Below are 20,199 nucleotides of genomic sequence, written 5' to 3'. Positions count from 1 at the left end.
CATATTTGTTACGTTATTAGACGTACTTGTGTAAGTTCCATTCTTATTTTCAAAAAGATTAGAAATATTTGCCGAAAGTTGTAATTTCTTCTTAAATACCATTGCTCTCATACCAATATTGTGACGCATAAAATCTCCAAATTTGTCTAATCCATCTGTACTTTTAGTGTAATACGAATAAGTGTAATTCGCAAAAAGTGTTTTCTTTTTATTTAAATCTAAATTATTTGTAATTCTAAATTCCCCATTCATTCCATCCAATGTATAATTCATTTCCGGAATTTTACTGGTTGTTTTACGATAGAAAACATCTGCCGAAGCATTTACTTTCCACCATTTATAAGGTTTTACATTAATGTTTTCACTTAAACCAATACTATATGTTTTTCCAATATTATAGGGTTTTGAAAGTGTAATCTTGGTATCGGGATCCATAATGCTTACTTGCTCAAAAAGATCATTCGCATTGCGGTAATACAAACTTGTTACCAATAAATCTTTATATGCATGTTCTAACTCGAAATTATTTGAATTAGAAGGTGTTAAATTAGGATTTCCTTCCGAATAATTATACTCATTTTGTTTCGTTCTTCTCGGATTTAAATACCAAATAAATGGACGATCCACACGACGACTATAGTTTAAGGTAAATGAATGATTTTCTGAAGATTGATACATTAAATAAGCAGTTGGGTAGATTCCGTCATAAGTTTTTTCGTAATTATCTTTCGGATCCTCCATAATACTTTTCACTTGTGCATGCTCATAACGTAAACCAACTTTTCCTGTTAACTTTTCGCTCAATTGTTTTTCTACCGAATAATACAATGCATAAACATTTTCCTTGTATTTGTATTTGCTTGCAAAATCGGTATCTTCATGGAAATCATTATTCGGGTTAAGTTTTAAAAATCGTTGATTTTCAGCTTCATCTGTTGCCCAACGTAAACGTGTCCCGTAATTCATTTTCCACGAATTAACAGGATGCTCCATATCGATACTTGCATTGAATCGGTTTGAAGAACCGTCATTTAAGCTGTAATTATTTTCGTATCTACCAGGAATTTCTGTCCAATTCGGATCAAATTCATTGCTGATATTTTTGTTATTGCTATCGTTTCCGTTATTCGAATAATCAAAATCGAAGGTCAACTTTTTACCTTCTGTTTTGAATTTTTTGATGATGTGATAATTCAATCCAAGATAATTCCAATTCCATTTTCCACCATCCCAATTCGTCGTCATATAACGATCTGTTGTGTTGTTCTTCAAATCAAAAATATCAATGACTGAATTTCCTTTACTTTCTCCTTTACCGTGTGAAATATCTAAATTGAAACCTGTAATTAAGTTATCATTGATTTGATAATCAATACCAATTCGACCACCATAATAATTGTTCTCATTTTTATTAATTCCGTCCGAAGTCCATTTTTGATCAGGATACAAGGTTGTGCTTTTACTTTTACCATACCAATTTCCTTTACCACTGTAAATATTAGAAGTTAATGTCCATTTTCCTTTGCGGTAATTGATATTTCCATTCAAATTGAATCCACCATATTTTTGCTGGTTGTATGAAGTGGAAATAGATCCATTCAAGCTATCTTGTTTTGCATTTTTCAATACAATATTAATGATTCCACTGTTCCCTGTCGCATCATATTTGGCTGGAGGATTTGTAATGACTTCAATTTTTTCAATATCTTCTGTTCGAATGGTTTTCAGATAATTTGCCAATTGTTCACTACTCATTTGCATTAATCGGTCATTAATCATGACACTTACCGAACCTTTTCCAATAATCGAAATCGCATCAGTCGCTTCTTCCACCTTAATACGCGGTGCAAGTTTCAAGGCATCTAAGGCATTTCCTCCTTTTGCACCTTCTGCTTGATCGACATTGAAAATTAATCGGTCTACTTTCTTTTCAACCAATTTTTTTTGTCCTGTTACAACCGCTTCCGTTAAGGTTACATTTTCAGTTTTTGGAACTAAAATAACACCTAAATCAGCATTTTTTGTAACTTGAAGTGTTACTGAATGTAATGTCACACCAGCTTCTTCTATCTTGAACGTATATGAACCTTCTTCCAAAACGACTGAGAAATGTCCATTTTCGTCTGTAGAAATTTCATCTACAATTTTATCGCCTTGCGAAATCACAACATCTGCTAAAGCAACTGGGGTTTGGTTGGTATATTGTATAATTCCTTTTACTTCTTGTTGTGCATAGGTCTGAATTGCTGCAACACAAATAATTGGAAGAAAGTATTTTTTCATATTATAGGGTTATTTACAAATAAGACGCAGAACCGTTTGAAAAGTTACATGCCTAAATGTGAAATAATTCTTAAATTTAATAGATGATATTAGAAAATGATTTTATTAGGTTAGAAGTTTTAAATTCTTCACACTTTAAATATTTAAAAGAGTTTGTCAATCAGCGCGATATTTGGATACTTTCTACTGTTTTGATGGAAACTGAAAAGGATATGGAAGATTATATAAATATTGCGATTCAACATTATCACGAAAAAGATCATATTCCATTTGCTGTTTATGATAAAGTTTCTGAAAAATATGTTGGATCTACACGTTTGTATGAGATTAAACCTAAAAATAAAGTGGTAAAAGTTGGTTATACATGGTATGGTAAAGAAGCGCAGGGAACTAAAGTAAACAAAAGCTGTAAGCTTCTTTTGTTAAATTATGCTTTTGAAGTACTAGATTTCCAACGAATTGAATTTAATGCTGATACTCGTAATAAGAAAAGTATTGCTGCAATGCAGTCTATTGGAGCAGAAGTGGAAGGTGTTTTGAGAAGTCACACTCTTTTACCAAATGGCTATAGAAGGGATACTATTGTTTTGAGTATTTTGAAACAAGATTGGGAAAATGAGTTGAAGAAACAATTGGAAGATAAAATTTATTAAAAATTTAATAGTTTATTCTTTTCTTTCTCAAAATTAATTGTCGAACGATTCAATAAATCAAGATTGTTAATCGAAGTCATAATTTAAAAACTACACAATATGAAAAATGAAATTTATCCGTGTCTATGGTTTGATGGACAAGCGCAAGAAGCTGCAAATTTTTATTGTTCGATTTTTCCTAATTCAAAAATTATAACCGATAATCAGATGGTGGTTATTTTTGAGTTGAACGGAAAAAAGTTTATGGGATTGAATGGAGGTCCAAATTTTAAGTTTAATGAAGCGACTTCATTTGTTATTGATTGTGAAACGCAAGAAGAAATTGATTTTTATTGGAATAATCTTACTTCGAATGGCGGAGAAGAAGGGAATTGTGGCTGGTTAAAAGATAAATTTGGTCTTTCTTGGCAAGTTGTGCCAACTGTTTTACCAAAACTTTTGAGTAATCCAGAAAAAGCTCAAAGCATAATGCAAGCGTTTATGAAAATGAAAAAGTTTGATATCGCTGCATTGGAAAATGCTTAATCGGTAGGAAAATTTTGCAGATTATTTCTCCCAAAACTACTTTCGGAGCTCATCATATTTGACTAAATTTGAAGTATGAAAGCAAGTTTTGAACCTTATATTTTGAAATTCAAAAATCCAAGCGGTACTTCGCGCGGCGTTTTGACAGAGAAATTGACGTATCTTTTTACATTAGAAGAAGATGGAAAAGAATATGTTGGTGAATGTGGATTGTTTAAAGGATTGAGTTTTGATGATCGTCCTGATTATGAAGAAAAATTGCAATGGGTTTGTGACAATATTGACTTAGGAGTTGATGAATTGTGGCGTGAATTGCGCGAATGGCCTTCGATTCAGTTTGGTGTAGAGCAGGCTTTTCAGAGTATGTCTGCGAATCGTTACAACGAAAATTATACAGATAAATTGAATCCAGATTTGTACGAATCGGCTTTTTCGACAGGTGATCAAGGTATTCAGACCAATGGTTTAATTTGGATGGGTTCGATTGATTTTATGCGCGAACAAATCAAAGAAAAATTAGCAATTGGTTTCAATTGTATCAAATTGAAAATTGGCGTTGATTGGGAAAATGAACACAAAATTATTCAACAATTAAGACAAGATTTTTCTGCTGATCAATTAGAATTGAGAGTAGATGCGAATGGAGGTTTTACATTTGAAGAAGCAAAAGTTGTCTTGCAACAATTGGCTGATTTAAAAATACATTCGATTGAACAACCTATCAAAGCTGGACAAATCGATTTGATGACGGAATTATGCGCCACAACACCGACACCAATTGCGTTGGACGAAGAATTAATCGGAATAGTTCATCAAGAAGATAAATTCAAATTATTAGAAAAAATCAAACCGCAATATATTATTCTAAAACCAAGCTTAGTTGGTGGAATTAGAGGTTCGTTGGAATGGATTAATGCAGCAGATACATATGAAATCCCGTTTTGGATAACATCAGCTTTGGAAAGTAATATAGGCTTAAACGCTATTGCACAATGGACGGCAATTTTATACCCAGAAATGCCACAAGGATTGGGAACAGGAGGTTTGTTTACAAACAATTTTCCAAGTCGATTAGAATTAAGAGGAGAATATTTATTTCGAAACAAATTAGCATGAATAAAGTAATTATCGCATTTTTTGCAACAATCGTTTTAATGAGCTGTCACACGACAAAAAAAACAATTGATTTAGCTGCAATTCAAAAATATCAAACCGAATTGGCGACTTTTTACACTGATCCTAAAACGACGCCATTGGTAGACGAAGAAAAAACGAATTTCAAAGGGATTACATTTTTTCCGATTAGCGAAAAATATATAGTGAAAGCGAAATTTACGCCAATCAAAGATGGAAAGGTGATTCCGTTTCCTACTTCTGCGAAAAAAATCAAAAATTACAAAGAATATGGAACGGTAACGTTCATGTTGGATAATGTTGAACAAACGCTGACGGTTTATCAATCTTCACCAATTATGGAGAAATATGCAGACAGTTTGTTTTTACCTTTTATGGACGAAACAAACGGTGTGACGTCTTATGGAGGCGGACGTTATTTGGATTTGACCACAAAAGATTTGGGTATAACAGCCAATGAAATTACGTTAGATTTTAACCAAGTGTATAATCCATATTGTGCATATAGCAAACATTACAATTGTCCCATTCCGCCAGCGAATAATGTGTTGGATGTCGAAATTAATGCAGGTGTAAGTTATCATAAATAGAATGTTGTATTTAGATTTTTCTCAACCTAATTTTGATTTTAACGCTATTCAAGTTACCAATGAATTTGAGCAGTCGGTTAAAGATTTTTTGGTTGAATGGTTTTCTGATTCTGACATCATGATTGCGCATACTTCGGGTTCTACCGGAACTCCGAAAGAGATTATTTTGACCAAAGAAAATATGCGTAAAAGTGCGAATATGACGGGAAGATATTTGCATTTAGAGAAAGGAAATTCGGCTTTATTGGTGATGCCTGTTACTTATATTGCTGGAAAATTGATGTTGGTTCGTGCAATAGAAATTGGATTGAAACTGATTTGTATGCAACCAACTTCACATATTTCTCTGGATGAAATTAACCGTGGAATTTCGCAAGACTTTACTTCGATTGATTTTGTTGCGTTAACGCCTATGCAAGTCGAAAATTCGATTGATTTTGTTTCGAGATGTCAAAAGTTAATCATCGGAGGAGCTCCTCTTTCGGAGAAAGTGAAACAAGAATTGTTTGCTTTTGAGAACGAAGTCTACGAAACGTATGCGATGACGGAAACGATTACACATATTGCGTTTAAACAAGTTGCAAATCAAAAATATCCTGATGCAGAACAATTTTTTGAAGCGTTTGATGAGGTAAATATTTCGCAAGATGAACGCGGTTGTTTGGTGATTGATACGCCTTATGACGGTTTGCAAGTTGTAACGAATGATGTGGTTGAAATCATCGATCAACGTAAATTTAACTGGATTGGAAGAGCGGATAATGTGATTAATTCGGGTGGAATAAAATTATTTCCTGAACAAATAGAAAATAAGCTGAAATCGTTCATTAATTCTGAGTTTTATATTACCTCAAAAGCCGATGAATTATTAGGCCAGAAATTAATTTTAGTTGTGGAAGGAGAGGAGAGGAGCTTGGATTTTTCTTCCGCAGATTTAACTAAATACCAACAACCGAAAGAAATTGTTTTTATCGATCAATTTCCACGAACTGAAAGTGGAAAAGTAAAAAGACAACAGTTTTAGAACCGACCTATTTTTTATTTTGTTCGTGTATTTTACCTAAAAATAGCTTAATTTTAGCACTACTAAAAAACTTATACTGTGGATTACAATAAACTTTTTAATGATATTTTTTTCTTGATTCTTGACGACGAGATGGATGAGAATCAATATCCCATTTGGAAAAGTTTTTCGTTTATTCACAATCCGATTCAGCAATTAATTAAGGCACAAGATTTATTAAATCAGTTGCTACACGAATATCCAAAAGATAAAAAAGCACTTTTTCTGAAAGGAGTTGTTCAGCGCAATTTAAACTTCAACGAAGAGTCGATATTGTATCTTTTAGAAGCGAAAAAGGAAGATTATTACTTATATGCGACTAATTTTTACATTGCCGAATATTATATTCATAAATTGAAATTTGAGGAAGCACAAAAGTATTTGAAAGAGATTGAAATTGTGTATCCTACAAATCAACGTTTTCTTTTCTTATCGATTTTAGTGAGTTTGGAATTGTTTGAGTTTGAAGAAGCTAAACGTTATTTGAATATTTTATATCAATTGGTCGAAGACAAACAAGTTTTAGAATTATTGAGTAAAAATCTTCAGATTACTGAAGAAATTGTTCTGAAAACGACGAATCGATTGGTCTTGAAAAACTTCAAATTAAGAAGTTTTAATTATAATCTTCAACTCAAAACAAATTTGATTGCTTTTTATAAAAATTTCGCTGATATCGGGGTTAATTTTAATGGAATCAATTGTTTTATTATGGCACTTACCTTAAAGCAAATTACGTTGTATCCTACGTTTCATAATCTTGAACTTTATAATGTTCAAACGATTTTAGATTACATTGATGTCGATAAAAAAAGTGTGCAAATGCGCTTAGAAGACATTGATTTTGACCATGATTTTGTCAAAAATTACCACGAATATTTAGAAGTTGAAATTCTATTGAAAGAAGATTAGTTTTTTAACACCCCTATAATTCCCTCAAGGGGATATTTTTGATAGAATTCCCCTCTTGAGAGGGGGTTAGGGGAGTGTGGAAATGAGGTTAAGGTTAAGATTTTTCGATACGGCGAAATGGAGTGAAGAGAAGAATCTATTAAAAGATATATGTTCTTTTTGTCTTGACACAAAAATGAACCAAAAAAGTCAAGACTTCGATTTTCGACGTTCAATCTTCATTTTACTCTCTAAAAAGATTAAATGATTCACTATCGTTCACTAATCTTTTTTACATTCGTTTCAATGGATTGAAGCTCGTCTGCAAATCGTATGTCGGGTTTAAATTCGTTTTGAGAATTAAAAATATAGATAAATTAACACCCCTGTCATCCCTTCAAGGGGATATTTTTGATAGAATTCCCTTCTTGAGAGGGGTTAGGGGAATGTGGAAATGAGGTTAAGGTTAAGGTTGAGATTTTTTGATGCGTTGAAATAGTATGTAAGATGAGATCTTGAAACGAGTTCAAGATGACAATTTAGTAAATGCAATTAAGTTATAAAATAAAGTATTTGTCAAGCTGAATTTAGTTCAGCTTCGCATAAAGAGAGGAAGATTTTTCTATTGAAATGATAAATAGATAACATGAATAAAAGTGGACAATCAGAAAAAAAACTTTAATTTTGCTAAAATTTATAAGATGGAATTTGTTCAAGATAAGGAAGAAGTTTTTGATAACGTCGAGTTGTTTTTGGAAAGTCTAGAAGTTGGAACGGATGAAGAAAAAAAGAAATCGATTCAGTTAATCAAAAAATCAAAAACATTTTTGGTGATTGATGCGGACGAGGTGATGGTTTTTGCGCCAAGTACATTTATTGGAATTAAAGAAAATAACATTCAGCAGTTTACAGGGAAGTTATTGGAGCACGAAACTAATCCCATTCTAACGAAATTGTTCGGTTCTACACCAAAAATTGATAAAACTTTGGACGAATTATTTTTAGATTTTTGCGACGAAATAGAAGTTAATCGCAATGATGTTGGGATTTCCCGAGATTATTGGATTATAAAAAATATGTAAAAAAAAGAGCTTTTCATCTACAACTGAAAAGCTTTTTTCTCTTAAAAGGCTAAAGAATAACATTGATTTTTGCTTTGCTAATAGGTTTTATTCCAGCCAAAGCGCCATCAATTTCGCACTTCAACAAACCACTTCCGCCACCATAATGATGGATTTGCTTTATCGTAGGGAAATAAGTGCTTATCCATTCCTCCATTTTCTCTACCTCCGAAGCACCAATTCCACTACTGTATAATATTATTTGGATATTATTTGTTGATACGTATCCTTTCAATTCTTCTTGTGAGCAGGTACAAAATGCTTTCCAGTTTTCATTTTTGTTAATCACGCGTTCTAACGTGTCTACAATTTCTTTGTTTTTACCATAAACGGCGATTTGTACTTGCATATTAGATTAATTTTAAGGCAAATTAACAACACAACGCATGGTCTAACATTGATTTACGATAAGAAATAAATGACATAAAAAAAAATCGTTCCAATTCGAAACGATTTCTATGTTTTATTGTTGATTTTCTAATTGTGCTAATCTTTCGGCAGCTAAATAAAATTCAGGATTCAACTGCAATGCTTTTTTGTATTCCTCTACAGCTTCGGCTTGTTTCTCAAATTTTTCTAGGATTGCGCCTTTGTTGTAGTATGATAAGAAATGATTTGGATTTAACTCGATTGATTGATTAAAATCGTTCAATGCATTTTCTAAATCATTCAAAACAAAATAAGTATTTCCTCTGTTGTAATACGACAAGAAATGTGGTTTCATTTCGATTACTTTCGAATAATCTTCGATTGCTTTATCCAATTGTTGTAATTGATCGTAGCAAAATGCACGATTGTGGTAACATGATTCGTAATCTGGATTAATTTCTAAAGCTTTATTGAAACATTCGATCGCCTCATCGTATTTGTTCAAATTCATCAATACATAACCTTTTTGATGATAAGCTACAAAACTTGCCGGATCAATCTCGATCACTTTATCAAAATTCTCAGCTGCTTTTGTTGGATTATATTGATTGAAATTTGCCATTCCTCTGTAGAAATAGAAGTTTGGATTTTTATCATCTAATTCAATTGCTTTATCAAAATCCTTGATTGCATCTGTATTTTGTTTCATATAATATTGGCTCAATCCACGACCGAAATATGAATTTGCCACTTCTATTTGACGCTTAATCGATAATGTAAAATAATCAATCGCTTTTCTATACTGACCTTTGCGGAGATATTGACTCCCATCTTCATAAAAACTCATAGTTCAATATTACAACAAACTCTTTAAATTTTAAATAAAAAATTTTAGAAAAGTTTATCTTTACTCAAAACAACACACATGAAAATAGAACATTTAGGAATTGCCGTAAAAGATTTGGGATTATCGAATGAATTATTTGAAAAATTATTGGGAAAAGCACCGTACAAAGAAGAAGCAGTGGAGTCGGAAGGTGTGAGAACCTCTTTTTTTGAAGTAGGCGAATCGAAGATTGAATTGGTCGGTTCTGAAAAAAATGATAGTGCTATTGAAAAATATTTAGAAAAAAATCGCGAAGGAATTCACCACATTGCTTTTGGGGTAGATAATATCGAAGTCGAAATAGAGCGTCTTAAAAATCAAGGGTTTACTTTTATCAACGAAACGCCAAAATTAGGAGCAGATAATAAGCGTATTGTTTTTTTGCATCCTAAAACAACAAATGGCGTATTGGTAGAGCTTTGCGAAGATGTAAAATAATTTTGAAGTTCAAAAAAATAGCTTTAATATTGCAAACGAATTAGGTGATAGCTTCCTTTTTATTGCTTAATTCTCTGGTCCTATAACTCAGCTGGTTAGAGTAGCTGACTCATAATCAGCAAGTCCTTGGTTCGAGCCCAAGTGGGACCACAACATTAAAATACACGAGAAATTTTCTCTGGTCCTATAACTCAGTTGGTTAGAGTAGCTGACTCATAATCAGCAAGTCCTTGGTTCGAGCCCAAGTGGGACCACACATTGAAAATAACAAGAGAAATTCTCTGGTCCTATAACTCAGTTGGTTAGAGTAGCTGACTCATAATCAGCAAGTCCTTGGTTCGAGCCCAAGTGGGACCACAAAAGCACCTTTTAGAAGGTGCTTTTTTTATGTCTACAATTTTTAGTTTTATTTATAATTGATTAAATATAAAGTTTCGATGTGTTTTTAAGTAAACTTGAAAGACTTTCATTTAACGATGAGCCGATTATTTTGATTAAATGGCTCAAAAAAGTGCAAATTATGAGCCGATTAGATGTTTTATTTGGCTCAGAATAAAATTAATATTCACCACATAGATACATAGAATGGATGCAGAAATATTAACAGTGATAGAGAAGATAATCTTTATAACATAGTAAGTAGATTGCTATGTTTCTATTGGGATTATTAAATACGTAAAAGGTTAAGCGTAAAAATAACACCCCTATAATCCCCTCAAGGGGATATTTTCTTGTAATTGTTTTTTGAAATAAATAAAAGTATACTAGATCACATTCTTATATTCCCATCTTGAGAGGGGTTGGGGAGTGTGAAATGAGGTTGAGATTTTAGATATGAGATGGTTGTACAATGTAATATGTAAAAAGTACTAAAATAACGTATTTATCAAATTGAATCTGGTTTCGCATAGCTAGATGTGACTCGTCTGTAGGCTTTTAATTAATGGTTCTTAAAAAAAGAAAGCATTGTTTCTAATGCATTTATAGAATGCATTTTATTTCCGTTTTCCAAAGATTCTTGTGCTACTTCCGAAGCTCTTTTGCGCATTTTAATTTCATAGTGTTCAATGGCTTCTTTACTATTTGAGCATGTATCAGAAATCAAATTTTGGCTTAATTCTAAGGCATCTAACATAGCCATATTTACACCTTCACCAGCAAATGGAGGCATCACATGAGCCGCGTCACCTATCAACGTTAAATTATTTTTAGTCTCCCATTCTTGATCAAATGGAATACAATAAATTGGACGGGGAACAAATGATTGTGTATTTGCAATTAATTCATGCCAAATTGTTGACCATTCGGGATAAGTTAGACGAAACCACTCCAACAATTGGGCATTGTCGTTATAATTTAATTTATTTTCGGTTGACCAATTTTCATCTACTCTCATGCTAGCATAAAATCCAATTTCATCATTTGCTTTTTGTCCCATCAAGATATTTTTGTTGTTCCCAAAAGCCATTATTTTTCCACCTTTCAAAAGCTTAGAGATTGTAGGAGCTGTATTCTTGGCATTGTGAATAGAGCCTTCTAGCATTGTAATTCCCGAATAAAAAGCTTTATAATCTGTTACATAGGTTCTAATTTTGGAATTGGCTCCATCGGCAACAATCACCAAATCGGCATATGCTGTTTTTCCATTTTTGAACTGTACACACCAACCTTCACCTTCTTGTTGCATCGAAATAAAGTGATGATCCCACATCACACGACTTTCTGGTAAAGAATTTAATAAAATTTTTCGAAGAACTCCTCGATCGATTTCTGGACGAAAATCTGCTGCTCCAAAATTCTCCAAGGCTTTATGCTCATGATTACTGTAGAAAATCTCGGCATTCTCGTTCATTATCTGCATTCGATCGGCACCCACCATATAATTATGCTTGAATTCTTCTAACAATCCTGCTTTTCGAAGTGCTGCCAAACCCGATTCGTCATGCATATCCAAGGGAGAACCTTGTACACGGGCATTTTGGTCGGTATCTCTTTCATAAACAATTGCATCAACACCATTCATCACCAATAATTTGGCTAAGGTTAATCCACCAGGTCCACCACCAATAATGGCTACTTTTTTATTTGCTATTAGCATATGATTTTATTTTCGACAAAATTACTTTTCAGAATAGACCAAAAATTGTAAAAATCGGTCGTTTTCATTTTTAAAAAGTTCTTTTGGTGATACACCTGATAATTTCTTGATTTCTTTGATAAAATGCGATTGATCTGTAAAATGATCAAATTGAGGCGCTAATTTTCCTTGTTTTATATAAGGAAGAGAAGCTTGAAATCGTACGATGGTGCAATATGATTTTAGTGAAATGCCTAGTTTTTGATTGAAATAACGATTGATTTGACGCTCACTCCAACCTATTTTTTCGGAAAGTTCTTTTACATTGATTTGTCCATCTTTTTCGAAAATGAATCGAAATAATTGGCGTTTCCTTTCATCTATTTTACTCGGAATTAAACACCTGATTTTAGCAGTTGCTTTATTACAGAAATCATCAAAATCATCCATTTCTAATTCCCAAAAATCAACAGGTAATTTCTTTGCTGTGTTTAGTATTTCGGCAATCGAAACTTTCAAAATATACTCAAGAGATAAAGGGTTGAAACTAATACAATAAAAAACTTCAAAATCATTGTGCGGCATTTCCTTGGCTTTGGTTTCCAATCCCATCAATAATACTTCCCATGTATTATCTTTCGTTTTACACCACATCAAATCAATTTTTCCATTTGGGATAATAATCCCTTTATCTATCTCTGTGACATTCGTCAAAGCCGAAAACGCATATACAAAGTCGATTAAATCAGTATCTGGTTTTTTGAAATGAAAATTAAGCGGGTTCATTGTTGCAAGTTGGTATTTTATCTGGTTCTATTTTATTAAAAGCAATCCCATAATCATTCCTATCGCTCCATCTCCGCCTTTTTGATAGCGTAGGAATTGTAAGTCCTCTTTCGAAAGATCAAATTTTTGCGAAATTTCTTCGTCAACGTGACCGTAGATAAAATTTTGCAGAGAATCTTTTGAAACGTCTAATCTTTTTTCAATTCCGATTGTAATATTACCATATATTAATTCTTGCAAATCGTTTTGATCGATCTTACATTTTAGGGCTATGTTGCTGATGTTCATTTTGTATATTGCTTTTGGATAAACTATTTCATGATATTGGCTAATATACTAATTTCAAAACGATTGGTATTTCTGAAATTGAATTGTTTTTATTGGGTGTATTTTTCCTTTGAGAACGGTTTTTATTGAGTATTAGTATTAAGTATTATTACAGATTAGATTCTTGAATTGTAAAAAGTAGATGTTAGTATTGAGATGTTAGTATTGAGAAAGTTGTAAAATGTACAATGTAATATGTATTATGTAAAAAATATTTGAGGATGAGATCTTGAAACGAGTTCAAGATGACATTTAGTAAATGCAATTATGTTAATAATAACGTATAAGTTAAGCTGAATTACCCTTCGATTTCGCTCAGGTGGCTTGATTCGTCAGTCAGAGTGACGTTTGCAAAACGTTGTATCGAAGACTTAGACGATAAATATACAAAATCAGGGAGATAATTTCCTTCTTGAAAGGAGTAAGGGGAGTGTGGAAATGAGGTTGAGGTTTTTATGTATTAAGTATGATGTAAAATGTACTAAGTCTAAGATTGAGGGTAAGGTAAAAATTCCAGATTTTTGATTTACGATTTTAGATGTAAAAAGTACTTAAAAAATGAATTACCCTTCGGCTCCACTAAGGGGACTGGCTTCGTCAGTCAGAGTGACGTTTGCAAAGCGTTGTATCGAAGACTTAGACGATAAATATACAAAACCAAGGAGATAATTTTCCCTCTTGAGAGGGGTAAGGGGAGTGTGGAAATGAGGTTGAGATTTTTATGTATTAAGTATGATGTAAAATGTATTAAGTCTAAGATTGAGGTAAGTTTTATCTAATTTATTTCCACTTTATTTTTAGATCACGGAATTCGATTGTTTTATAATCATGTAGAATGTCCGAATAATAGTTGAATTTGAAAAGTTTGATTAACTGTGTATTTACAGGGACTTTTACTAGAATAGGTTCTATCTTTTTTGGTACATTGGTACTAAAAGTTTCGCTTCCAAGGGAATTTAAGCCTTTTATTTCTGCAAAATCTTGTTTTTTGTACTCATCCCCTTCTAAATCTATTGCACTGAAAGTCCCCATTGCTATAACCTTATTGACATCTTTGTTGTTGACCAAGATGGTAAATGTCACAGTTTGTTGCTTTGTATCACCTTCTATTTTAGTGATTGAGAATTCTGTTTTATCAAATTCCGTTTTGTATTCGGCTGTGTTGATATGAAGGATTTGTTTTAAATAATCATTCTCTTTTTGAATTTCCTCGCAGTTCTGCGCAAAAATAGTATAGCTAAGCAAGAATGATAGGACTAATAATTTATTTTTCATAGAATGTATTGATTTTACTATTTAATTAAAGTAAACAATTTAATGTCTACCACACAAAGGTTTTAGATGATAAGAAAGGATTTTTTCTACAACATTTAAGTAATCGTTCGGTAAATTTTCAAGTTCTACAACATTCAAGTTGATATCGAAATCAAGTCCTTTGCACCAATGTACTAATTGAAGTCCTTGCGTTGAGCCTCTTTCATAATATCCCAAATGTTGGACTATTCTACCAGAAAGATTGGATAATTGATCTCTTTTTCTAACTCCACCTCTTCTAATCCCTACATATAAAACGTTGCTATCTTGATTTTTATTTTTCGGTGGAATTACTCTGTATTGATTACTTAATTTTTCTCTGTTGTTGTCCAACAAAGTATTCAATTCCAAACATTTTTGTTCATCTTTTAATTCAAACCAATAGATGCAATTATGAGTCTTCTTATTTAATTCTTTGAATATTTCATCAAAATGTATAGCTTCTAAGATATTGGTTGTGTAGTCATTAATTTCTGGTAAATGAGAAAGGTTAAATTTATAAGTATTTTTTTTAGTTAAGATGTATGTATAGATGTTTTCCAGTTTTTGGTCTATTTCTTCTGTTATTTCATTCGTCATCGTATTAGGTTTAATGTTATACACTTTCAAATATGAATAATTTTTTTTCTACTAACTTACGGTTTCACGTAAATTAGATTGTAACGCTCTATGTAGTTTTGTTGTATCAAGAAAATTAATTGCGATGGGAATATTTGATTTTTTAAAAAAGAAAGAATTTGATAAAATTTCTGAACTCGAAAAAAAGATTATTAGTTTAGAAAATACTAATTCTGAATTGAACTCTAATCTAACTAGATATAACGGAATAGTAGATATAGAATTCTATATAAAAACAGAAAAAGAAAAATTTGACGCATTAGATACAGAAGTCAATAATCAACTTGTTTCGAAAAAGAATGATTTAGATGAATTAAATAATAAATACCTCAATTCGCTAGATGTCTATAAAGATTTAAAATCGAAGATTTCTATTTATGAAAACCAATTAGATTTAGCTGAATTTGGATTATATGAACCTTTGTTTGATTTCGAAAAATCAGACCAATATAGGTACGAACAATCATCTATTAGAGATCGACAAAAACATTTAATTACCGTTGATAAAGCCTGTGTATGTGATACAACTTGGACCATAGATGGGAGCGAAGCCAAAGGAAGGGCTGCTACAAATAAGTATATAAAATTACTATTAAGAGCATTTAATGGGGAATGTGACGCGTTATTAGGTAAAGTAAAATGGAATAATATCAATCAAATAAAAGAAAGAATTAAAAAATCATTTACCGCTTTAAATAAATTAGGAGAGGGACAGCAAGTAAGAATAACGAATGATTATTTAGAGCTAAAATTGAAAGAGATTATCCTCGAATATGAGTTTCAATTAAAAAAACAACAAGAAAAAGAAGAAGCTAAGGCAATTCAAGATGAGCTAAGGGAAGAAGAAAAAGCAAAAAGAGAATTTGAGAAAGCTCAAAAAGATGCAGAAAAAGAAGAAGCCTATTTCCAAAAAGCTTTAGAAAAAGTAAGAAAGGAGCAAGGGGCTAATAATTCGGAAGAATTAAAATTGCAAATAGAGCAACTCGAAAAAGAATTGGAAGAAGCAAGGTTAAAAAAGGAAAGAGCTTTATCTATGGCTCAACAAACCAAGAGAGGACATGTGTATATTATTTCAAATATTGGTTCTTTTGGAGAAAATGTATTTAAAATAGGAATGACAAGAAGGCTAGAACCTTTGGATAGGGTACGAGAATTAGGAGATGCCTCAGTTCCATTTCGATTTGATGTTCATGCCATGATTTATAGTGATGAAGCCAGAACCTTAGAATATGAATTGCATAAAGCTTTTGCAGATAAAGCTGTTAATTTGTTTAACTATAGAAGAGAGTTTTTTAATGTAACTCTTCAAGAAATTAAAGAAAAGATACTAGAGTTAGGCTTTGAAGCTGAATTTATAACAGATGCAGAGGCTATGGAATATAGAGAATCATTACTACTAAAAGAACAATCAACTATAGAATCAATTGAAATGATTGAAGAAGAATTCCCAACGAGTTTAATGTAATTCGTACAATTTAATCAAACTCACCAATTATGATGAATATCTAAAAAATTATAGGATAAGAGCTTTTTAAGCATTTTTGATGTGGCTAAAATATTATAACAATATTGTTATAGAGATGAATATTTAAAAACACTCAACTCGATAAGTGTTTGTTAGATAGTTTTATATGTTAAAATTTTATTTCTTTATAGATGTATTGTTATATTTAATAACTAAACTAATATGAAATGATATCTATCGTTAAAGCATTAAATCCCGCTTATCGCCAATTTAAGCCAATCCGCAAAGAAGTTGAAAATTTCAAATCTGAATTATTAGCTTGCTTAGAATCGATTGGAATTAGTGATAGTAGAAATGAATCTGAAGAACATTTAAAAGAACCTATAAAGAAGTTCTTAACCAATACATTTTATCGAAAGAATTTAATCAATACCAAAGATCGAATTGATTTAGCTATTTATTTAGATAAGACAGCTAAAAGTGATGTTGGTGTTATTATAGAAGCCAAAAGACCGAGTAATAAAGCCGAATTTATTTCAACGAATAATATCAATAAAAAAGCGTTACAAGAAGTTTTATTATATTATTTACGCGAACGCATCGATTATAAGAATAATAACATAAAGCAAATTATAGTTACCAATGGGATTGAATGGTTCTTTTTCAAAGGGGAAGACTTTTACGATTATTTTTATAAAAATACAGAATTAATAAAAGAATATGCGCGTTTCCGTGATGGATTAAAAGACACTGCTAAAAACGAGCTATTCTATAAAGAAATAGCTGCAATTTATATTGAGAAGATAAAAGACAAACTTCCATATGTACACATTAAATTAGACACGAAAGAAATAACAAAATACAATGATACTAAAATTAGTAACCTATATAAATTATTTTCTGATACGCATTTATTAGGTAAATCATTTGGTAATGATAGTAATAAGTTAAACAATGATTTCTACAAAGAGTTACTTCATATTATCGGTTTAGAAGAAATAAAAGAGAAAACAGGGTCTAAAAAGGTAATTGTAAGAAAAGATCCTAAAGAACGTGATTATGCTTCTATATTAGAAAATACAATTTATACATTAGAAGATAAAAGTTATCTAGATCGTATAACGAATATACCAAATTCTCCAGAGAAAGCTTTCAATGTAGGGTTAGAGTTATGTATTAATTGGATCAACCGTATTCTATTTCTTAAATTACTAGAATCACAGTTAGTCAGTTATAACAAATCCAAAGAATACAAATTCTTAAATTTTAATTTTCTAAATGGTTATGATGCTTTAAACGATTTATTCTTTTCAGCATTAGCAAGGCCATTAAATGAAAGACACGATAAAAACAAGGAACGTTTCAAGAATATCCCTTATCTAAATAGTAGTTTGTTTGAACATAGTGAAATGGAGCGTTTAACATTTGATATTACTGCACTGAAAGATGAAGAAATGCAAGTTTTTTCAGGTACAATTTTAAAAGATAATAACGGTAAAAAATTAAATGGTAAATTAAATACGCTCGATTATATCTTCCGATTCTTAGATTCATACGATTTTTCGGCTGATGCTAATACAGATATTGAAGATGAACAAAATGGAAAAACATTAATTAATGCTTCGGTTTTGGGTCTAATCTTCGAGAAAATTAATGGATACAAAGACGGCTCATTCTATACACCTGGGTACATTACAATGTTTATGTGTAAAGAAGCGATTAGAGAGGCTGTGGTGGATAAATTCAAAGCAGAATATCATCATTCTATCGAAACTTTTGAAGATGTAAAAGCTTATTGTCAAAGTTTCTTTAAAAAAGAGGATAGAATCAAATTAAATAATACCATCAATACTTTAAAAATATGTGATCCCGCTGTAGGTTCTGGGCACTTTTTAGTTTCTGCTTTAAATGAATTAATTGCTGTAAAAAGTGAATTAGGAATCCTTTCTAATGAACAAGGTGAAAGAATACCGTGTGAAGTTTCAATAGAAAATGATGAGTTATATATTGCTTATAACGAGGGTGAATTATTCGAGTATAATCGACAAGATGTAAATAGTCTTCATATTCAAAAAACATTGTTTCATGAAAAACAAACCCTAATTGAGAATTGTTTATTTGGTGTAGACATCAATCCCAATTCGGTAAATATTTGTCGTTTACGTCTATGGATAGAGCTGTTAAAGAATGCATATTACACAACTGAAGGCGAATTGCAAACATTACCAAATATCGATATCAATATTAAATGTGGTAATTCGTTAGTTCACCGATTTAAGCTAGACGACAGTTTAAAACAAGCGTTTAAAAATAAAGAAGTTACATATTCAATAAACGACTATAAAACTGCGGTTAGTGAGTACAAACACACGAATAGTAAAGCAAAAAAAGCTGAAGTAGAAACCATTATCCGAAACATCAAAAATAATTTTAGAACAACTTTAGATGCTAAAATCAAAGAAAAAATATCTAAAGCCGTGGGTGAATATGAAAACGAAAAATCACGTTTAGATAACTTAACATTATTCGGAGAAAAGATTAAAAAAGCAGATAGAGACAATTTAAAAAAATTGAAACTAAAAGCAGAGAAATTAACCAAAGAGAAACAAGAAATTTTGGACAATGTCATGTTTCAGAATAGTTTCGAGTGGCGCTTTGAGTTTCCTGAAGTATTAGCAGATGATGGTTCTTATGTTGGATTTGATGTCATCATCGGGAATCCGCCTTATATTCAATTACAAAAAATGAAAGAAGCAAGTAATATGCTTCAAAAATTAAATTATGCTTCATTTGCAAAAACGGGAGACATCTATAGTTTGTTTTACGAAATAGGAAATAATATTTTAAAACCAAACGGATGCTTAATTTTTATTACTTCTAATAAGTGGATGCGTGCTGCCTATGGAGAGAGTTTAAGACAATATTTTATTGAGCAAACAAATCCTAAAGTCTTAATTGATTTTGGAGGAATTCAAATATTTGATTCTGCAACAGTTGATACTAATATTCTAATGTTTAAAAAACAACAGAATCAATACCGAACTCTTGCTTGTATCGTAAAAGAAAAAGTAATAAATAATTTGGGGGATTATTTTAGACAAAACCAAATATTAACCAACTTCAATTCATATGATAGTTGGGTGGTTTTATCACCCATAGAGCAAAGCATAAAAACTAAAATTGAGGCAGTTGGCACGCCTTTAAAAGATTGGAACATTAGAATAAACAGAGGGATTCTTACAGGGTATAACGAAGCATTCATCATTGATGGTAAAAAGCGTGAAGAACTGATTGATCAAGACCCAAAATCTGCCGAAATTATACGACCGTTACTACGTGGACGTGATATTAAGCGTTATTCTTATGATTTTGCGGATTTATACATTATAACAACCTTTCCTAGCCTAAAAATAGATATTGAACTATATCCTGCTGTAAAAGAACACCTTTTGAGTTTTGGATATGATAGATTAAAACAAACAGGGGATATAGGAAGTCGAAAAAAAACAAATAATAAGTGGTTTGAAACCCAAGATAGTATAAGTTATTGGGACGATTATTTTAATCAGTTTTTTTATTGAATAATTAAAGTAGTTTCATTTCTGTATAAAAAAATAGTCTCTATTTTTTTTAGACAATTTCTCATCATTTTTGCATCA

At 31.5% G+C, this 20,199-nt stretch carries 18 protein-coding genes and 3 tRNA genes; 13 read left to right on the top strand and 8 right to left on the bottom strand.

What is annotated here, in order from left to right:
- Nucleotides 1-2,283 (bottom strand): TonB-dependent receptor domain-containing protein (locus tag N5D90_RS14400; RefSeq protein ID WP_280062986.1); only part of this gene is annotated, 2,283 nt, incomplete at its 3' end.
- Nucleotides 2,284-2,366: 83 nt separating this feature from the next.
- Here N5D90_RS14400 and N5D90_RS14395 point away from each other — a divergent pair.
- The 7 genes from N5D90_RS14395 to N5D90_RS14365 all read left to right on the top strand — a co-directional run bounded on the left by N5D90_RS14395 (nucleotide 2,367) and on the right by N5D90_RS14365 (nucleotide 8,221).
- Nucleotides 2,367-2,936 (top strand): GNAT family protein, encoded by a 570-nt coding sequence (locus N5D90_RS14395; protein WP_280062984.1) that lies wholly within the window; start codon nucleotides 2,367-2,369, stop codon nucleotides 2,934-2,936.
- Nucleotides 2,937-3,035: 99 nt separating this feature from the next.
- A complete protein-coding gene (locus N5D90_RS14390; protein WP_280062983.1) occupies nucleotides 3,036-3,461 on the top strand; it encodes a VOC family protein in 426 nt (141 codons plus the stop codon).
- 75 nt (nucleotides 3,462-3,536) lie between these two features.
- Nucleotides 3,537-4,577: an o-succinylbenzoate synthase gene (locus tag N5D90_RS14385; RefSeq protein WP_280062981.1), complete on the top strand. Its 1,041-nt coding sequence runs from the start codon at nucleotides 3,537-3,539 to the stop codon at nucleotides 4,575-4,577.
- Nucleotides 4,574-5,185, top strand: coding sequence for a DUF1684 domain-containing protein (locus tag N5D90_RS14380; protein ID WP_280062980.1), 612 nt, complete (start codon nucleotides 4,574-4,576; stop codon nucleotides 5,183-5,185). The genes N5D90_RS14385 and N5D90_RS14380 overlap by 4 nt, the downstream gene beginning before the upstream one ends.
- A 1-nt stretch (nucleotide 5,186) precedes the next feature.
- Nucleotides 5,187-6,209: an AMP-binding protein gene (locus N5D90_RS14375; protein ID WP_280062978.1), complete on the top strand. Its 1,023-nt coding sequence runs from the start codon at nucleotides 5,187-5,189 to the stop codon at nucleotides 6,207-6,209.
- Nucleotides 6,210-6,287: 78 nt separating this feature from the next.
- Nucleotides 6,288-7,160, top strand: a complete 873-nt coding sequence (locus tag N5D90_RS14370) for a hypothetical protein (protein WP_280062976.1) — start codon at nucleotides 6,288-6,290, stop codon at nucleotides 7,158-7,160.
- 680 nt (nucleotides 7,161-7,840) lie between these two features.
- A complete protein-coding gene (locus N5D90_RS14365) occupies nucleotides 7,841-8,221 on the top strand; it encodes a hypothetical protein (protein ID WP_125350110.1) in 381 nt (126 codons plus the stop codon).
- A gap of 49 nt (nucleotides 8,222-8,270) precedes the next feature.
- On the opposite strand, the gene N5D90_RS14360 is transcribed toward N5D90_RS14365, so the two are convergent.
- Together N5D90_RS14360 and N5D90_RS14355 are read right to left on the bottom strand one after the other, a co-directional pair.
- Nucleotides 8,271-8,609 carry a hypothetical protein gene (locus tag N5D90_RS14360; protein ID WP_125350109.1) on the bottom strand — a complete coding sequence of 113 codons (339 nt, stop codon included), beginning with the start codon at nucleotides 8,607-8,609 and terminating at the stop codon, nucleotides 8,271-8,273.
- A gap of 114 nt (nucleotides 8,610-8,723) precedes the next feature.
- Nucleotides 8,724-9,476, bottom strand: coding sequence for a tetratricopeptide repeat protein (locus N5D90_RS14355; RefSeq protein ID WP_038337013.1), 753 nt, complete (start codon nucleotides 9,474-9,476; stop codon nucleotides 8,724-8,726).
- Between the two features lie 78 nt (nucleotides 9,477-9,554).
- On the opposite strand from N5D90_RS14355, the gene mce reads away from it, so the two are divergent.
- From mce to N5D90_RS14335, 4 genes are all read left to right on the top strand, one after another.
- Entirely contained in the window at nucleotides 9,555-9,953 is a 399-nt protein-coding gene (gene mce, locus N5D90_RS14350) for a methylmalonyl-CoA epimerase (RefSeq protein ID WP_114999403.1), read from the top strand.
- A gap of 76 nt (nucleotides 9,954-10,029) precedes the next feature.
- Nucleotides 10,030-10,103 (top strand) — tRNA-Ile (locus N5D90_RS14345).
- 30 nt (nucleotides 10,104-10,133) lie between these two features.
- Nucleotides 10,134-10,207 (top strand) — tRNA-Ile (locus tag N5D90_RS14340).
- Between the two features lie 29 nt (nucleotides 10,208-10,236).
- Nucleotides 10,237-10,310: transfer RNA gene (locus N5D90_RS14335), tRNA-Ile, on the top strand.
- A 583-nt stretch (nucleotides 10,311-10,893) separates the two neighbouring features.
- On the opposite strand, the gene N5D90_RS14330 is transcribed toward N5D90_RS14335, so the two are convergent.
- From N5D90_RS14330 to N5D90_RS14310, 5 genes are all read right to left on the bottom strand, one after another.
- Nucleotides 10,894-12,051: an NAD(P)/FAD-dependent oxidoreductase gene (locus tag N5D90_RS14330; protein ID WP_280062975.1), complete on the bottom strand. Its 1,158-nt coding sequence runs from the start codon at nucleotides 12,049-12,051 to the stop codon at nucleotides 10,894-10,896.
- A gap of 21 nt (nucleotides 12,052-12,072) precedes the next feature.
- A complete protein-coding gene (locus tag N5D90_RS14325) occupies nucleotides 12,073-12,816 on the bottom strand; it encodes an AraC family transcriptional regulator (RefSeq protein ID WP_280062973.1) in 744 nt (247 codons plus the stop codon).
- 27 nt (nucleotides 12,817-12,843) lie between these two features.
- A complete protein-coding gene (locus N5D90_RS14320) occupies nucleotides 12,844-13,104 on the bottom strand; it encodes a hypothetical protein (protein ID WP_280062971.1) in 261 nt (86 codons plus the stop codon).
- Between the two features lie 819 nt (nucleotides 13,105-13,923).
- Nucleotides 13,924-14,418, bottom strand: coding sequence for a hypothetical protein (locus N5D90_RS14315; RefSeq protein WP_280062969.1), 495 nt, complete (start codon nucleotides 14,416-14,418; stop codon nucleotides 13,924-13,926).
- A gap of 39 nt (nucleotides 14,419-14,457) precedes the next feature.
- Nucleotides 14,458-15,036: a hypothetical protein gene (locus N5D90_RS14310; RefSeq protein ID WP_280062968.1), complete on the bottom strand. Its 579-nt coding sequence runs from the start codon at nucleotides 15,034-15,036 to the stop codon at nucleotides 14,458-14,460.
- A gap of 124 nt (nucleotides 15,037-15,160) precedes the next feature.
- Between N5D90_RS14310 and N5D90_RS14305 the strand changes: the two genes are divergently transcribed.
- Nucleotides 15,161-16,540, top strand: coding sequence for a DUF4041 domain-containing protein (locus N5D90_RS14305; RefSeq protein ID WP_280062966.1), 1,380 nt, complete (start codon nucleotides 15,161-15,163; stop codon nucleotides 16,538-16,540).
- Between the two features lie 227 nt (nucleotides 16,541-16,767).
- Nucleotides 16,768-20,121, top strand: coding sequence for an Eco57I restriction-modification methylase domain-containing protein (locus N5D90_RS14300; RefSeq protein WP_280062964.1), 3,354 nt, complete (start codon nucleotides 16,768-16,770; stop codon nucleotides 20,119-20,121).
- Nucleotides 20,122-20,199 lie beyond the last annotated feature (78 nt).

Origin of the sequence: Empedobacter sp. GD03797 (assembly GCF_029842105.1) — a bacterium.
Lineage (GTDB): Bacteria > Bacteroidota > Bacteroidia > Flavobacteriales > Weeksellaceae > Empedobacter > Empedobacter falsenii_C.
The sequence above is the reverse complement of the archived record's forward strand: the minus strand, read 5'-3'. Positions and strand labels throughout refer to the sequence as shown.

Excerpts from the sequence above, each read along its gene's own strand:
- N5D90_RS14365 (WP_125350110.1), top strand. The coding sequence starts at position 7,841 with ATGGAATTTGTTCAAGATAAGGAAGAAGTTTTTGATAACGTCGAGTTG.
- N5D90_RS14315 (WP_280062969.1), bottom strand. The coding sequence starts at position 14,418 with ATGAAAAATAAATTATTAGTCCTATCATTCTTGCTTAGCTATACTATT.
- N5D90_RS14355 (WP_038337013.1), bottom strand. The coding sequence starts at position 9,476 with ATGAGTTTTTATGAAGATGGGAGTCAATATCTCCGCAAAGGTCAGTAT.
- N5D90_RS14330 (WP_280062975.1), bottom strand. The coding sequence starts at position 12,051 with ATGCTAATAGCAAATAAAAAAGTAGCCATTATTGGTGGTGGACCTGGT.
- N5D90_RS14390 (WP_280062983.1), top strand. The coding sequence starts at position 3,036 with ATGAAAAATGAAATTTATCCGTGTCTATGGTTTGATGGACAAGCGCAA.
- N5D90_RS14305 (WP_280062966.1), top strand. The coding sequence starts at position 15,161 with ATGGGAATATTTGATTTTTTAAAAAAGAAAGAATTTGATAAAATTTCT.
- mce (WP_114999403.1), top strand. The coding sequence starts at position 9,555 with ATGAAAATAGAACATTTAGGAATTGCCGTAAAAGATTTGGGATTATCG.
- N5D90_RS14300 (WP_280062964.1), top strand. The coding sequence starts at position 16,768 with ATGATATCTATCGTTAAAGCATTAAATCCCGCTTATCGCCAATTTAAG.
- N5D90_RS14385 (WP_280062981.1), top strand. The coding sequence starts at position 3,537 with ATGAAAGCAAGTTTTGAACCTTATATTTTGAAATTCAAAAATCCAAGC.
- N5D90_RS14380 (WP_280062980.1), top strand. The coding sequence starts at position 4,574 with ATGAATAAAGTAATTATCGCATTTTTTGCAACAATCGTTTTAATGAGC.
- N5D90_RS14375 (WP_280062978.1), top strand. The coding sequence starts at position 5,187 with ATGTTGTATTTAGATTTTTCTCAACCTAATTTTGATTTTAACGCTATT.
- N5D90_RS14325 (WP_280062973.1), bottom strand. The coding sequence starts at position 12,816 with ATGAACCCGCTTAATTTTCATTTCAAAAAACCAGATACTGATTTAATC.
- N5D90_RS14320 (WP_280062971.1), bottom strand. The coding sequence starts at position 13,104 with ATGAACATCAGCAACATAGCCCTAAAATGTAAGATCGATCAAAACGAT.
- N5D90_RS14360 (WP_125350109.1), bottom strand. The coding sequence starts at position 8,609 with ATGCAAGTACAAATCGCCGTTTATGGTAAAAACAAAGAAATTGTAGAC.
- N5D90_RS14395 (WP_280062984.1), top strand. The coding sequence starts at position 2,367 with ATGATATTAGAAAATGATTTTATTAGGTTAGAAGTTTTAAATTCTTCA.
- N5D90_RS14310 (WP_280062968.1), bottom strand. The coding sequence starts at position 15,036 with ATGACGAATGAAATAACAGAAGAAATAGACCAAAAACTGGAAAACATC.